We start from the raw sequence: 14105 nt of genomic DNA, 5'->3' as shown, positions 1-14105 counted from the left end.
TCTCACACCTGAAATGAGGATCCAAAGACCCGCTGCCAGTACCGAACCGTTTCTCCTTTGGTTGGCGCGGCGAGCGCCGCGTCAATCGCATCACCCGCGTCGAGTGCGGCATCGACAATGGCGTCGGCCTGTTGCGCCGTATAAAGGCGGCTGACGTTGTTCACCGCGTTGACCGGATCGATGATCTTCACAGGCTCGGTGATCGTGCCGACGCTGGAAACTGGGTAGTAGTCACCGAAAACGATGAGCTGGCGGAAATTGCTCTTGGCGACGTAGGTGAAGAAATGCTGCAGCGCTTCCGGATAGTCCGAGAGATTGGCGCCGCCGTCGGCGAGATGAGCGAGTACCAACTCGACCATAAAAGACTTGAAACGGAAGCCTTCCTGCTCGTTCTTCAGCTTGCGCGTCCAGAACTTCAGGAGACGCGCAACCTGCGCGAAGTCCTTTTCATGTGCCGCTTTCCGCTTGCGAATGAACTCAAGGTGGTAGGGAATATTGGTCTTCAGGAAGGAGCCGTCTTCCTGGCTCACGAGGTTGCCATACCAATCCTTGTCGCCATCATAGAGGATCGGGACAACGTCAACGTCGAGGCCGGTGCCCTTGAAGGACACGGTCACGCTATAGGTCTGCGGCTTGACTTGGTCGGGCGAGAAGTTCGGGAATGCCTTGCGAAGCCGTTCGGCGAGGTATTCGATTAGCGCGCTGACATCCTTGGGCGCGTTCGCTCCGCTGATGTAGCAGGCCACGTCGATGTCGTTGAGCGTGCGAAGGGCGGTACCCTTGGCAAGACTGCCCGACAAAAGCATTTTGCGGAGCGAAAAGTCCGGGTGTTCGGCCAGATAGGTTTCAAGCCGCTCACGCAGACGACGCACTTGCGCGCGGTACTCATCGGCCTGCTCCTTGGGAAGGTTTACTCGCTCGGAAGCAAAGCGGACGATATCGGCATGATCAACGTGGCTGCGGCTCATCGTTAAATCCAAAAGCAGTCCGTGCAGCGGCCAACGGAATCGTTGACTACGCAACGGGGATGGGTCTAGTCTTCCTATGGATAAAGAAACACGACCTGTCAAGAAACTATACTGATATTCGGAGTGCGCAGTGGACAAGCCCGCCGCCAAGCCCCGCTGGGGTGCGGAACAACGTCTTGAATTTATTGAGTTTCGTCTGTTTTGGGAGGGGAGCGTCAACCGCTCGGACTTAAAGGAGAGATTCGGGGTGTCGATCCCCCAAGCCTCCGCTGACTTAGCTCAATACCGCGAGCGGGCTCCGGACAACCTGCGCTACGACAGCAGCGGCAAGCGCTACCTTCCGTCCGACACCTTTGAGCCGCGTATCCTGAGGCCGAATGCCGAGCGCTATCTCGCCCAAATGCGCGCCCTTGCTGAGGATGTTATTTCGCCGCTCGACACGTGGATGCTTCCGCTCGCGGAGGTGGGGGTGACGCCCGTTCCGTCGCGGCGAGTGGACCCGGAAACGTTACGCTTTTTCCTGACAGCGATACGGACCGAGCGTTCCGTGCACATCGAATATCAGTCGCTGAACGACAGCAGGCCGGAGCCCATGTGGCGCTGGATCACGCCACACGCGCTCGGTACAGATGGCTTGCGATGGCACTTACGAGCCTTCTGTCACATCGAGCGTGCTTTCAAGGACTTCATCATCTCAAGGTGCCTCGCTGTCGGCCTAACGGGCGCGCCTGAAGCGAAGTCATCTGATGATCACGAATGGCATAGCACGTTCACCGTGGTACTCGTGCCCAACCCAAAACTCTCCGCGGCGCAACAGAAAACGATCGAGCGCGACTACGGCATGAGCGATGGCCGTTGTGAATTGAAGGTGCGGCTCGCCTTACTTTACTACCTCGACAAGCGTCTACGCCTAGACGTTGCCGAGAAGCAGGATCGACCTAAAGAAACACCTATAGTTGTGGCCAACAAGAAAGAGTACGATAAAACTTTACGACGAATCGCATACTAGCCGACGTTTTTGAGGGACACGGTGCAACCCACCTACTTCTCAACATTCCTGCTGGGTGAACAAGCCGACACTCCGCCGCCGACTGTGGCGGAGGTTCTTGAGCATGTGGCGAATTGGCTTTTTAAGAACGCGCGCAGGCCGCTTGCCCGTCCGGAAGATTGGTCAAACCTCACTGAGCCCCTTATGTTTGCGGGTGGCGAAAAAATCCAAGTGCTTCGTTGGCAAGATGAGATTGAAGAACGGGATGTCGCCGCTGTCCGGTTCGAGCACGGTGACCCGCAGTCGCGGCTCCTCTGGCGAACCGACTGCATCATTGTGCGTTCTGAAAAGCCGCAGCCAACATTGCGCTTCTCGGTCACGGTCGCGGCCGGGGGCGCTGACGACCGTTCGTTCGTGATGCGACCGCCGTCGTCTCGACCGCGCATTGTATACACGATTATGGATCGATACGGCGGGCGTGCGGAGTTTCCGCTGAAGTCGAAATACTTCAATATTGCTGCCAACGAAGCCGAGCCCTTCACCGGCTTCTTGCTCAACCCTAAGCGCTCAATGCCGGTTGTTTTCATCAGCCGCACCAATCACGATGAATCGCTTCTGTGCGATCCATCGCAGCTTGCGAGCACGCTAGTGGGAATCGCGTATGTGTGCGTCGCTGATTCCGTCCAGCTGAGCTGGAACCTTACCGATTACCTCGATAATCGGCTCAACGCTTATGATGGAACTGTGCGCCTTTATTGGCCGCGCATGCAGGCCGAAGACGCACCTTATCGACATCGTTGGTGGAACGCGCAGCAGCTTCGCGAGCGGAATATTAACGCAGAATTACTGCGCCTGATCGGTACAGCTTCGATTACGCGCTATGCGCCCGGTCTCGTTCGCTGGGAGGACATAGAACGTGAAAACACCCGCCGCACAATCCACGTCTTGCAAAAGTCAGCCCAAAACGAGTCACGTAAAATTTCCGACGAGTGGTTGCGGCAATACGAGACGGACCTGGGAGCTCTCGATGCGGTGCGCAAAGAATTAGCGGCAGTATCGGAATCGCTGTTGGAGCGCGATGGTGAGATCCGGCTTTGGAAGAACATGTATCTTCAGGCGCAGCGTTCGAAGGCCGCCGATCGTGACAGCCAGCCCGCTGATGTGCCGGGAATTGAAACGACGGATGAGGCGATTGATGCCGCGCGCAAGGATTTCGCAAACCGCATAGAAGTACTCGACGGTCGGTTGTCAAAGGAGGCCTCTCAATTTGAACAGCCGGAGTTGTTGTATGCAGCTTTCAATTGGTTGGCGACGACGTATTGGAACGCGCGCACAGGAGTTGAGAGATGCGCTGATTTGGACCACTCCTGCCGAGAAAGCTGCCAATTCAGGTACAATGCCCACCAGTCTGAAATCACAATGAGTACTTATGCGGCAGACTACGAAGTCACTTACGGCGGCGCCCGAGTCAAGCTAAGAGAGCACATCGGATACGGCGTTAGCACCGAGCCGCGCCACACGATTCGTGTCGCTTTCTTCTTCGACGACAAAGCGCAGAAAGTGGTTATAGGCTATGTCGGGCAGCACCAGGCCACCCGCAAGTCGAACTGAAATTCTACGGATGCTCGGGGCAGGACGCACACAAGCGATCTAGATGCATTGCCCGATCATGCCTGCTTTGCCTGCGCGATCTGTGAATATCGCGAGAGTCGATAGCGAAGATCGCGGGCCAGTTGGTCAAAGGTTACTACCGAGACCTTCTTTGAGTGTACTACCGTGTGATCTTGGCGCCATCTCAGGCGAATCTTCTCACGTGCCTCGAGCTGCTGATCTCTTCCGACAACAACCAGTCCATTAAAACTTACATGCCGTGCCCCAAACCGATTTTCATAATCGTCAGATTTCTCCATATCGCCAAGCTTCCAAAACCAGTCCAGAACTTGTGAAAGCCCATGCTCAAGGCGCGGCGCCCATTCAGGCGTTGCCTTCTTGCCTGCCGTGACAAACAAGCTGTTCGGCTTAGCATCCTCAAACTCCACCAAAAGAAAGCTCTTTGACGTCGAGTCTCCTATCGCAAGATCGCAGGCAAAATCACCAAAGATGTCGTACTCCGTTGCGATGCGATCCGGATTGGCAATATCGGGGACGTACGTGCTTATGAACGAAGCGAGCTGTGTATTCTTTTTGAAGAACGGAAGAATGTCGTCTCGCTCGCTGAGTTCTGTTTTTGAGCTGAGCAGCTCATCAAATGTATCAAGCTGCGCGGCGCACTCGTCGACCGAAAAAGAGTGAGAAGCGAAGGTTTCCACCGTTCTGCTTTCCAATCACGGTGATCTCAAGCGAGAAGATTTCGCCTACGCCCATTTAGCGTCCGCCTTATGCTCGCTTGCTCTGTCGGTTCGCCATCAAGCTTGTCTTGGTCACGATGTGGCGGCAAAAATCTTGGCTCGCTCCTTGGCTGAATATTCGGACGTCTTGGCCTTGCTGATAGTGCGGCCAGATCTGCGGGCTGACTTTCAGGAGGAGGAAGAGCCTGAAAAATTCTGGCGCAACCATGTTCAGCGAGGCAGGGCGAGAAAAGCTATCTTGGCCGCCTTGCCCCTGAAGGAACACGCTCAGACTTGGTGGGTAGAATATGAAACCTTCAGAAGGGAAGAAGGAAAGTTTCTGTCGTCGTCGGTACACCCGAGCTACGTCAACGCCGCAATGATCATGTTTGCCGTTGACCACGAGAAAGAACCGTGGCCAGGATTTCTAGGGCGAGTGTCGGATGCCTCAGTGCGCATGCTGATCTATGCCATGCAGTGCCTCAGCCTTATCGTGTTCTTGAGCCGGCTTCCTTTTGGCGACGAGAGATTTCAATTCTCCGCCGGGCTCGAATTTGATCCGAAGAACAAATTGCACCGGCAAGTTGAAGCTCGGCGATATGTTCTTGTTCGTATTCTTCGGTTCCTAGGGATGCGGCGCTCTGAGAAAGGGGTGTTTAAGGTGAAGGAGCCGGCGCAGTTGAAGAAATGGGCCCTGGAAGAGCTGCGCAATAAGCTTCATGAATAGCGATGAGACATCTGCTCCCCGGATCTAACCACTATCCTGTCCCGAGTGATCTTGCCTTCCGGGTCTGCGCCTCACTTTGCGATCTAAAGTGAGATTTTATTCTCCGCGCGCAGCTCTTTCGCCAGAGCCTTGCGGTCGCTGCCCGACGGGGGCGTAGGGTGATCTTCGGGGCCATCCGGACATCCAGGCGCAAAGAGATCGGATCGGCGATCCGGAGCCGGCTACGGCGTCTCGAACGCCGGCCAGCACCCGTCTTCCTCATGCCTGCCGGTCCGCTGCTGGCAGGTGGTGTCGAGCAGCCGCTGCGCGACGTCCTTCCAGATCGCGTTGCCGCCATATAAGCGGACGGCATCGGCAGTCTGGATTTCCACGGTCCGCTCGCAGCGACGGCAGGAGATGCGGAGCACGTGGCGCTGAATCTCGGAGAGGCGTCGCTGCCGCATCTGGGCCTCGGTCGCGATGGCGCGAGGGTCCTTGAAGACAGACTCCCAGTATTCGGCCGGGAGCGGCGCATCTGGAGTCGCAGAGGGGGAAGCCGGCCTCCGGGCAGCTTCGGCGGCTAGTTTTTCCATTTGCTTCGGGGTCGGCATGCGCCAGCTCGCGGGTCGGTCGGTCATTCCGAATTAGAACATAAAGTGAACAAAAGTCGAGTCCGCCCATCTGGTCGCCGAGAAAAAATCGTCCCGTTGGCCCGGGCGCGATGTCGGAACCAAGGCCTGCAGATCGTCTTGAATCCGGCAATCAGTATCCGAGTTTCCTGGCCATGGCCCCCCGCGCTAACTGGAAAGGCTTCCTGCGCCTTTCGCTCGTCACCTGTCCGATCGCGCTGTATCCGGCCACCTCCGAATCCGAAAAGGTTTCGTTCAACCAGCTCAATCGGAAGACCGGCCATCGCATAAAGTACGCCAAGATCGACGCCGACACGGGCGAGGAGGTCGCCAATGAGGACATCGTCAAGGGCTACAAGGTCGACACCGACACCTTCATCGAGGTGACCAAGGAGGAGCTCGAGAACGTCGCGCTGGAATCGACGCGAACCATCGAGATCGACGAGTTTGTCGACCGTAGCGAGATTGATCCGCGATATCTGATCCGGCCCTATTACCTGTGTCCCGACGGCAAGGTTGGGCACGATGCGTTCGCCGTCATCCGCGAAACCATCCGTGAAATGAACAAAGTCGCGATCGGACGCGTGGTGCTGACCAATCGCGAGCACATCATTGCCCTCGAACCCATGGACAAGGGCCTGATGGGAACGCTGCTGCGCTACCCTTATGAGGTGCGTTCTGCGGACGAGTATTTCGACGAGATCCAGGACGTCAAAGTCACCAAGGACATGCTCGATCTCGCCAGGCACATCGTCAATCAGAAGGCGGGTCACTTCGAGCCAAACAAGTTCGAGGACCAGTACGAAACCGCCCTCATTGATCTCATCAACAAGAAGCGCGCCGGCAAATCCGTCACCGCGAAAGCGCGACCACGTGGCGAGAATGTCGTCGATTTGATGGACGCATTGCGCAAGAGCATTGGCGACGAAAAGGCGGCAAAAGTCTCCAAGACGGCCAAAAAGCCGCGCAAGGTCGCGAGCGGTCAGAAGGAAATGCTCATGCCGATCGCCGGCAAGAAGCCGGCGAAGGAAGCTACGGCAAAGAAGCCAGCGGCAAAGGCGCAGCGGAAGTCAGCCTGAGGAGCAGTCCCTGGACCCCGATCGTCAATACGCGGTTGCGTCCTTGCTTTTTGACTTCGTCAAAAGCCCGTCATTGCGACATCTGCGCGATCCCCACAGCGTAAACAAGCTCGCGCGAGATATTGTGGAGGCACTCGATCGAGCGAGCTCAGTGTGGAAGAAGTGGGAGGCGGGTCGGGAAGAGATCGCAAACGCTGCGGCTCCCTGCTGGATACCTGTAGAGGATCTTCAATCTTTTCTGAACACGTTGCCCGGTCCGCCGGTGACGAAAACCGATGTCGAGCAGCGCCTGCGCGCGATCTGGGAGGAGCCGCATTCAATCTACCCAAAGGATGAACTCAGGGACAGTTGTCTCGCGCTGTATCAAGCAGAAAAGGCGTCGGGCACAGAAATGCGTGCGATCATTGGCGCGCTGCAAGAGCACATAGAGCGTGAAGAGGAGCGGCTAAGGCAAGAGCAACAGGAACAGTACCGCCGGTGGAGGGAGGAGGAGCGAGTAAAGTTGGAGCAGCGCTTTCTCTTGGGCGCCGATTGCGGATGGACTAAAATCGAGAAGTCCGATGCGTTCTATTGCCGCCGCAATGGCCGCGCGTTTCGTATCGGGCAAGGCAAGGACAAGCGCTGGATCATGTACCGAATCAAAGAGATCGCCGATAAGGGCGAGTTGCTGGGCACGTACCAAGGCCGTGGTGACGCGAACAAGGCGCTCGCGAAGATTGCTTATGCTCCTGAGCCGCAGTCATGATCTCGTCAAAGGCGTAAAATGGCATTTCGTGTCTTGATCATCGGTGGCACGGGGCAGGTGGGTGCTGCGGTGGTCCGTGCCCTCGCCGCGGAGCCTTCCTGCGCTGAAGTCGTGATGGTCAATCGCAGGGCGACCTCCCTGAGCGCTGGTCCCCGTGTGCGGCAGGTGGTCCTTGATACGGCCGCTGTAGAGTTTCCCTCAGAGGTGACCAAGCTTGCCCAAAGCATCATGGCGCAAGGCGATCCCGTCTATGGGGCATCCTGTGTCGGCGTCGGTCAAGGCAGCCTGAAGTGGAGTGAAGAGGAACTAAAGGCTCTTGAAATTGGCGTGGTCGGTGGCTTTGCCCGCGGTTGTCGAGACGGGGGTATCACGCATTTTTCTCTGCTCTCGGCAGTGGGAAGCGCTGCGAAAAGCAGGATTCGCTATGTGCGCGTAATGGGGCTCAAGGAAGAGGCAGTTGAAGCAACCGGTTTCAAACGGCTCGCGATATTTCGCCCGGGGATCATTGCAGGCAATGTTCACACGCCGGGCTATGTAGCCTGGTTGGGACGCCTGATTCCGGGGCGTTTTGGCACGATCGAGCAGGACGATATCGGGCGCGCCTTTGTCGCCGAATTCATCGGCGGCTCGGCCCAAACTGGGGTCGCGTATCTTGAGAATGGAGCGATGAGACAGCGGTCTCGTGCGTTGAAATAGTCCACTAATTGCTCAGTCAGGGACATTCCGGGCAGGTATCGCCGATCGAGTCCAGCACCTGGCGAACCTCGGCCCCGGCTTCATCGGCGGAGACGCCTGTTGGCGGATTTCGACGGGCGATATCATCGGCCCGGTCTCGCGCATGTGGATCGGCGCGATCCTGCATCCAACCGTGCTCCTCGCATTCGCGGATAGCGCCGGCTTCCTGGAGCACGTGGATTGCCCATCCGCGCAGTGTCCGTATCGGCGGCCTTCGTTCACGCGTCATCAGCATCGAAATGGCTCCTCATACGACGAATCGTTATGTCCGCCATTCGTTCCCCTCCTACCACAAAGCTGGGATTCGTAACGGCGGGGCTCAAGATTTGCAGTTCCATAAGTGGCCGCGAGTTGTTCTCGCGCAGTGGGTAGCCGACTGAATGTTGCGACGGGACGACGCCAGGACAGGTGAGAATAATCGAAGAGGTGCTACGGAATTTGAATCCTTGACGCGCAGAAAAAGCCCGCAAACGGGGCCAGACTTTTCGAAGTATGTTTTCGTGGTTTTCTTCTTAGGCACGTGCGGCAATGGCCGCACCGGGCTCTCGTGAACCGCGCCGCTTCGCGTCACGGCCTTCGGCTTCGATCCCTCGCGCAAGAGGATAGTGTGTCGCTCGCCGGAGGCACTCGCACGAAGGGCTGCCGCTTCGCGGCACCGCTATCACTGCCCGTCGCGCGGGTGCCTTCTTGAACCGGTCTCGCGACTGCACTCGGTCCCGGGTCCCGCCGCTTTCGCGTCGGCGCTATGCTGACCCTCCTGCGGGTGCCTCTTTTGATTCTCTCACTCTGGTCTTGTTCTCACCTGCGCTGACTTGCTCAATATTCCAACGCTCGAGAGCTTAGTCCGTATGTCCTTTAGCGCCTCCATAGCGGCGCCACCGGTTTCCGTCACAGTTGAGCCGCCGCCGCGTATGAAGGCGCGGCGGCTCGACATCGGAGAATGCAGATGCAAAAGGTTCTTTACGTGGGGCTCGACGTTCACAAAGTCAGCATTTCGGTGACAGTGGCTGAAGATGGACGCGAGGGAGCGGTCAATTTCATCGGAGCGGTACCAAATACGCCGGCGGCACTATCCAAGCTGAGCAAACGCTTGGCCAAGGACGGCCATCGACTGGAGTTTTGTTACGAAGCTGGCTTTTGCGGCTATGTCATCTATCGCCAGCTGACCACGCTGGGACACGGTTGCACTGTCGCCGCAACATCCATGATCCCGCGCAAGCCGGGGGAACGGATCAAGACTGATCGCCGCGACTCCCAGAAGTTGGCAATTTTGCACCGCTCTGGCGACCTCACGCGGGTATGGGTTCCAGACGAGGGACATGAGGCCATGCGTGATCTCACCAGGGCTCGGATGGATGCATCGATGCACCTCATGCGGTCACGACAGCAATTGCTGGCATTTTTGCTGCGCCACGGCCGCTCCTACGATACCGGCAAACACTGGACACAACGACATCGTTCGTGGCTTGCAGGCCAGACATTCGATCAGCCCGCGCACCAGATTGTCTTCCAGGACTATCTAGAAGCAGTTTGGACAACCCAGGAACGGCGCGACCAACTCGTCGGTCGCATCAGCGCCATAGCTGCCGATTGGACGATGGGACCCCTCGTGGAAGCGCTACGCGCGTTGCGAGGGCTTGATTTTATATCATCCGCAACATTTGTCGCGGCGATCGGTGATCTGGCTCGCTTCGAGAGTGCTCGCCATTTAATGGCGTATCTCGGCCTGGTGCCTTCAGAGCAGTCGAGTGGTGAACGGATCCGACGTGGCGGTATCACTAAGACTGGCAACACCGAGGCTCGGCGCATGCTGATCGAGGCCGCCTGGAGCTATCGTTATCCGCCTCGTGTCGCGAAAGAGAAGGCTGAAGTGATCGTGCGTCTTCCAAAAGCAGTTCGGGATATTGCTTGGAAGGCGCAGCTTCGGCTCTGCAAACGATATCGGATGCTGAGCGCCGCTGGAAAGAAGCCTACCGTCGTCGTGGCAGCAATCGCGCGCGAGCTCTGCGGCTTCATCTGGGCGATCGGCCGGGAGGTGAAGCCGGTGACAACGTAGTCAAGCTGACGCCGGCCTGTTTGGCCGGGAGCAGGACACTCGGTCAGGGCAACCCTCGAGAGCCCCATCGGGCCGGTTCACCCCGACGCCCGCTCTAAGTCCGAGGTGGGCCCGCGGCGAAAAACGCTCATGCGGTCTCGACCCGCGAATGGAAGATTGATCGACCGTCGCCATCGTCGTTCTGCTCCCGACCTGACAGCATCACCTCGCAACAGTACTCACCAGCGCACCTCCGGTGCGATGATGGACGCTCCGCGTCTTTCTCCTTGCAAAAGGACATGGAAGGGGCTCCGCCCCTCGCGCGCGCCAGGGTAAAGCGCCGGCTGGCGCCGGCGCCGACCCGAGCGGTCTCCCCGGTCTTCCGTGCTTTCGAACGGGCATCACCTTCTCGAACGGCTGACATGCGCCCGTGCAGACCCGCTCTTCGAGCGGCCCTTTCGGGCGGGCGATCCCCCTCCGCTCGGGTCGCCCTGGCACTTGCTACCCCCGGTCTCGCCGACGGGCAGGGGTGCAGGCGCGGACTGCGCGCTGCACCCAAATGTGGGCTACGATCCAACTGAGCTTCGCTATATGCGGTGACCTGCGAGGCAGCCTCTCATCTCCTTCTGCGCTGGCGAGGCGATCGGGCAACGGATATTGATCGTGTCCTGGCTTCGCGTACCGAGAGCGTTATCGCACGAGTAATTCTGGACTGCGCCGTCGTTTCTTGATGCGAAGATGCGGTTGGGTTCGCTTGATTTTTCCGGTCGATTGTTCTTGCGTTTGATGCGCAGACGTTGGCTTTTCTTTTGATCGATCCGGCCGTTTTCCACCGCTGTGGTGGGCGGTGGCCGCCATGGTCATCGCCATCAGTTCCGTCACGGACTCGCGTCCAACGCACCCTCGAATGGCTGATCAGGCCCGAGGGACGGCAAGAGCCTCGATCGCCTTCCCGCAACGGCTCACGCCTGCTTTTTTCCCCTGCCGCCAAGGGGCGGCATTCCTCGCGGGAAGTCAAAAAAGCAGGCTTTCGCCGTCCTCCGCTGGCGCTGCGGGCCTTACGGCTGCGGGCCGATCGCTCCCCGGGCCAAGGATCGCCATCGAGGCTGCGATGGGCGCGGCCCGAGCAACAGACAGACGGAGATCACCATGGCGACCCTCGGCACCTTCACCGCTTCGGACGACGGCTACAGCGGCTCGATCAAGACGCTGACGCTGAACATCAAGGCCAAGTTCTTGGCCTCCGAGAAGGACAACGACAAGGCTCCCGACTACCGGATTTTCGCCGGTAGCACCGAATTCGGCGCCGCCTGGAAGAAGACGGTCCGCGACAGCGACCGCGAATATCTCTCGGTCAAGCTCGACGATCCGAGCTTCCCGGCTCCGATCTACGCCTCGCTGGTCAAGGTCGAAGGCGAGGAAGGCTTCTCCCTGATCTGGTCGCGCCGCAACGGCGACTGACGCCGGGGATCATTGGCCCCGCCTCCTCGGAGGCGGGGCCTTCTTTGCGTTTCTATCGCCGCTTGGAAGGAAGGTAAAAGAGCATTTTCTCCCTCCAAAGAGAGGCGCGCAGCCGTGTATTCGCGGCGCAACTTGGGCCGGTTCGACGCGCCGAGTGGCGACGAATGGAGCTTTTGAGACCTCTTCGTCGCGTGGTTTGCAAGCTCAATCACCGCTTACGTGGTCGGCCAATTGCGCCGCTTCGACTTGATAGCCCGCACCAGGACCATGCCTCGGATGCGTAACCGAACGGCCTTCCCGGCGAGGTAATCGGCTCTCGATCGCGAGAAACTCGCGCACTAACGCATTCATCGAAGCGTTGCCCACGCGCCGTTTTGTGCGTTGAGTAACCGCTCTCGGCAAGGCCCGTCTCCTTCGCCCAAAGGGACGATTCCCTGCTCATGGCGTTACGACCTATGGCAGCCGCCCCCCATCCGAAACCCTCGCACGCTTCCTTTTTTCCCCGCCGCAAGCCGGCTCCTCGCGGCCGCTTCGCTGCAAAAAAGGAGCGGGCTCAGGTGCGCCGCCGCGCTTCGCCCCAAGGGTTCGGATGGGTGCCGGCCGCCATGACGGTCTTGCCATCGCAGGGCATCGGCCCTTGCGGCAACGAAGGAGATAGACCATGACCGCGATAGGATTCGTCACCCGCACACTTTACGGTGGCTTCAGGGGCCAGCTCAAACTTCTGCCCATTTGCGTCGACATCGACATCGTGCCCAACCGCGACAAGTCCGGCGATACATCACCGGACTTCCGCATTTTCACCCACGGGCTCGAGGTCGGATCCGGCCGGATTTTGACCGGCGAGGGCCGCGGAGCGGACTATCTCAGCTTGTCATTTGCAGCACCTGGCCTCGGAGGTCGTAAGCTCTGTGCCAACCTTGGTCGAACGGCTGGCCTCCACGGTGACGGCAGCTTCTTCCTGATCTGGAATCCTGTCGATTAGGTCGAAAAACTGGGCTCCCGCGCATCGCGCGGGAGCCCATTCTTATGTCGCGGATACAAGGTTTTGAAGATCGCAGACCGGTGTAAGAGCGCCTCCAACTGGGGCACGTCGAAGAGCGAGCGGCGACTGAACTGCCTGCGAAACATCTCATCATGATCGAAGAAACACACTCGCACGGAACGGAATCTTGCCTCGAATTGAAGGTCGTTCGATGGCTTTTTCTCATCGTTTCGAAGCACAAAATCACTCAGTCGCCGCTGGCGTGTGCGTCAAATTATGCACGGCAGAGAGGACAGAATTGATGGTTTGGACGCGTGCCGAAGGGTCGAGCTTTTAGCGTTCTTCTGCCTCAAATCGCTTGTTTCAAGCTGGCGCATCGGGTGTGCCTTAGCTGGGACTTTTAGCATCAGGATCGCCCTTTTTGCAGACAGAAGGGGTCTAGTTCTGTGCGTTGATCCCTGGACTATCCGTCACTAAAGGACCTCGCCCACGCGGGCAGGAGTTCGCGGAGGAGTGCAATAATTGCGTATTGATGGCGTACGGGCGATGCCTTCGGCCCGCGCTCTACTCGTCGCTTCGCTCCTCACCGAGCCACCCTAGGGGTGTCTCGGCCCTTCGGGTCACGATCGCTATCGCAAGCGCGCAAGCAGTGGGACTTCGCAAATCAACTGCCAAGTCGCGGCTGCTTTTTCTCAATGGGTCGGCCGTCAGCCGACGTGTTTCTGCGGGCGCTATTGGAGGATCCGCCGCAATGATCCGAGCTGCTTTTTGTCGCACATCTCCCTCTTTTACAGACAAGAAAAGATAGGAGATTTGTCTGCTGATCCGTAGATCAGCAGACACGAGTTCGTCAAACAGAGGAAGAGTGAGCGAGCAACAATGAGCAGAGGGAGTAGGGCAAGATAAAAGCACTGTCGCCGAAAGGCGGCTAAGTGGTTGTCTGCACATCCAAGACTTGTCGCTAGTCGCGCGCACGGTGTCGCTACGATGCGGTAAGCCCTTTGACTTGCTGATGATGCACGTCTGTATCAGATCTCAACTGCTTCTAGTTGCCGTGAGCGCAGCGGACTGAGCAACGAGATCTGTCGAAGAGTTTCGAGGAACTCGGCGAGCCACGCGCGGTCTTGCGTCGACGTTCCGCGGTAGTGCATGGCGTGGGCTTCGAAGGTGCGCGTCGCACGAGCATGTTACCGCGCCCCACGCGGCCAAGCACGCCGGCCACAACCGGGTTCTCTCCGAAACCAAATCTCAAGGACGAGACGATCGTCGCGGCTTAGGCAGCCCGCGTTTCCACGCCGAGCGAGCGCAGCGCAGCCCAATAGCCGGGATAGGTCTTGCCCACGCACTCGGGTCCAGAATGACGATCCCGCCGATCCTGAGCGCCGCGAGCGCAAAGCTCATGGCGATGCGGTGGTCTCGATGCGAGTTGGCAAAGTCTGGCCGGCGA

13 protein-coding genes and 1 pseudogene are annotated in these 14105 nt (G+C 58.4%); 9 read left to right on the top strand and 5 right to left on the bottom strand.

Features of this window, described 5'->3' with window-relative positions:
- Window positions 1-2 precede the first annotated feature (2 nt).
- On the bottom strand, window positions 3-968 hold the full coding sequence (locus tag WI560_RS27230) for a CBASS oligonucleotide cyclase (RefSeq protein ID WP_375305672.1): 966 nt from the start codon (window positions 966-968) through the stop codon (window positions 3-5).
- 130 nt (window positions 969-1098) lie between these two features.
- Here WI560_RS27230 and WI560_RS27225 point away from each other — a divergent pair, with 130 nt between their 5' ends.
- Complete coding sequence (locus WI560_RS27225; protein ID WP_375305671.1) at window positions 1099-1977, top strand: WYL domain-containing protein; 879 nt, start codon at window positions 1099-1101, stop codon at window positions 1975-1977.
- Between the two features lie 21 nt (window positions 1978-1998).
- The gene (locus tag WI560_RS27220; RefSeq protein ID WP_375305670.1) at window positions 1999-3567 is read left to right on the top strand and encodes a hypothetical protein; all 1569 of its coding nucleotides are present in this window, start codon (window positions 1999-2001) and stop codon (window positions 3565-3567) included.
- A gap of 56 nt (window positions 3568-3623) precedes the next feature.
- On the opposite strand, the gene WI560_RS27215 is transcribed toward WI560_RS27220, so the two are convergent.
- Window positions 3624-4265: a Shedu immune nuclease family protein gene (locus WI560_RS27215; RefSeq protein ID WP_375305669.1), complete on the bottom strand. Its 642-nt coding sequence runs from the start codon at window positions 4263-4265 to the stop codon at window positions 3624-3626.
- Between the two features lie 145 nt (window positions 4266-4410).
- Between WI560_RS27215 and WI560_RS27210 the strand changes: the two genes are divergently transcribed.
- Window positions 4411-5010 (top strand): hypothetical protein, encoded by a 600-nt coding sequence (locus tag WI560_RS27210; protein WP_375305668.1) that lies wholly within the window; start codon window positions 4411-4413, stop codon window positions 5008-5010.
- Between the two features lie 221 nt (window positions 5011-5231).
- On the opposite strand, the gene WI560_RS27205 is transcribed toward WI560_RS27210, so the two are convergent.
- Entirely contained in the window at window positions 5232-5627 is a 396-nt protein-coding gene (locus WI560_RS27205) for a hypothetical protein (RefSeq protein WP_375305667.1), read from the bottom strand.
- Window positions 5628-5773: 146 nt separating this feature from the next.
- Between WI560_RS27205 and WI560_RS27200 the strand changes: the two genes are divergently transcribed.
- The 3 genes from WI560_RS27200 to WI560_RS27190 are packed head-to-tail and all read left to right on the top strand — an operon-like array spanning window position 5774 to window position 8138.
- Window positions 5774-6697: a Ku protein gene (locus WI560_RS27200; protein ID WP_375305666.1), complete on the top strand. Its 924-nt coding sequence runs from the start codon at window positions 5774-5776 to the stop codon at window positions 6695-6697.
- A gap of 43 nt (window positions 6698-6740) precedes the next feature.
- Entirely contained in the window at window positions 6741-7442 is a 702-nt protein-coding gene (locus WI560_RS27195) for a hypothetical protein (RefSeq protein ID WP_375305665.1), read from the top strand.
- An 18-nt stretch (window positions 7443-7460) separates the two neighbouring features.
- Window positions 7461-8138, top strand: a complete 678-nt coding sequence (locus WI560_RS27190) for an NAD-dependent epimerase/dehydratase family protein (RefSeq protein ID WP_375305664.1) — start codon at window positions 7461-7463, stop codon at window positions 8136-8138.
- A 16-nt stretch (window positions 8139-8154) separates the two neighbouring features.
- On the opposite strand, the gene WI560_RS27185 is transcribed toward WI560_RS27190, so the two are convergent.
- Window positions 8155-8412, bottom strand: coding sequence for a hypothetical protein (locus tag WI560_RS27185; protein WP_375305663.1), 258 nt, complete (start codon window positions 8410-8412; stop codon window positions 8155-8157).
- 705 nt (window positions 8413-9117) lie between these two features.
- Here WI560_RS27185 and WI560_RS27180 point away from each other — a divergent pair.
- The 3 genes from WI560_RS27180 to WI560_RS27170 all read left to right on the top strand — a co-directional run bounded on the left by WI560_RS27180 (window position 9118) and on the right by WI560_RS27170 (window position 12658).
- Window positions 9118-10233 carry an IS110 family transposase gene (locus WI560_RS27180; RefSeq protein ID WP_375305662.1) on the top strand — a complete coding sequence of 372 codons (1116 nt, stop codon included), beginning with the start codon at window positions 9118-9120 and terminating at the stop codon, window positions 10231-10233.
- Between the two features lie 1128 nt (window positions 10234-11361).
- Window positions 11362-11673, top strand: a complete 312-nt coding sequence (locus WI560_RS27175; protein ID WP_375305661.1) for a DUF736 domain-containing protein — start codon at window positions 11362-11364, stop codon at window positions 11671-11673.
- Window positions 11674-12334: 661 nt separating this feature from the next.
- Window positions 12335-12658, top strand: coding sequence for a DUF736 domain-containing protein (locus tag WI560_RS27170; protein ID WP_375305660.1), 324 nt, complete (start codon window positions 12335-12337; stop codon window positions 12656-12658).
- Window positions 12659-13931: 1273 nt separating this feature from the next.
- Here the strand turns inward: WI560_RS27170 and WI560_RS27165 are convergent.
- Window positions 13932-14077: pseudogene (locus WI560_RS27165) on the bottom strand (3-phosphoshikimate 1-carboxyvinyltransferase); the annotation flags it as partial.
- Between the last annotated feature and the right edge of the window lie 28 nt (window positions 14078-14105).

The organism is Bradyrhizobium sp. A11 (assembly GCF_042077125.1).
GTDB classification, from domain to species: Bacteria; Pseudomonadota; Alphaproteobacteria; order Rhizobiales; family Xanthobacteraceae; genus Bradyrhizobium; species Bradyrhizobium japonicum_B.
The sequence above is the reverse complement of the archived record's forward strand: the minus strand, read 5'-3'. Positions and strand labels throughout refer to the sequence as shown.

What these genes read in the sequence shown, in the direction of transcription:
- WI560_RS27230 (WP_375305672.1), bottom strand. Translation starts at nt 968, where the DNA reads ATGAGCCGCAGCCACGTTGATCATGCCGATATCGTCCGCTTTGCTTCC.
- WI560_RS27205 (WP_375305667.1), bottom strand. Translation starts at nt 5,627, where the DNA reads ATGACCGACCGACCCGCGAGCTGGCGCATGCCGACCCCGAAGCAAATG.
- WI560_RS27200 (WP_375305666.1), top strand. Translation starts at nt 5,774, where the DNA reads ATGGCCCCCCGCGCTAACTGGAAAGGCTTCCTGCGCCTTTCGCTCGTC.
- WI560_RS27190 (WP_375305664.1), top strand. Translation starts at nt 7,461, where the DNA reads ATGGCATTTCGTGTCTTGATCATCGGTGGCACGGGGCAGGTGGGTGCT.
- WI560_RS27185 (WP_375305663.1), bottom strand. Translation starts at nt 8,412, where the DNA reads ATGCTGATGACGCGTGAACGAAGGCCGCCGATACGGACACTGCGCGGA.
- WI560_RS27180 (WP_375305662.1), top strand. Translation starts at nt 9,118, where the DNA reads ATGCAGATGCAAAAGGTTCTTTACGTGGGGCTCGACGTTCACAAAGTC.
- WI560_RS27175 (WP_375305661.1), top strand. Translation starts at nt 11,362, where the DNA reads ATGGCGACCCTCGGCACCTTCACCGCTTCGGACGACGGCTACAGCGGC.
- WI560_RS27170 (WP_375305660.1), top strand. Translation starts at nt 12,335, where the DNA reads ATGACCGCGATAGGATTCGTCACCCGCACACTTTACGGTGGCTTCAGG.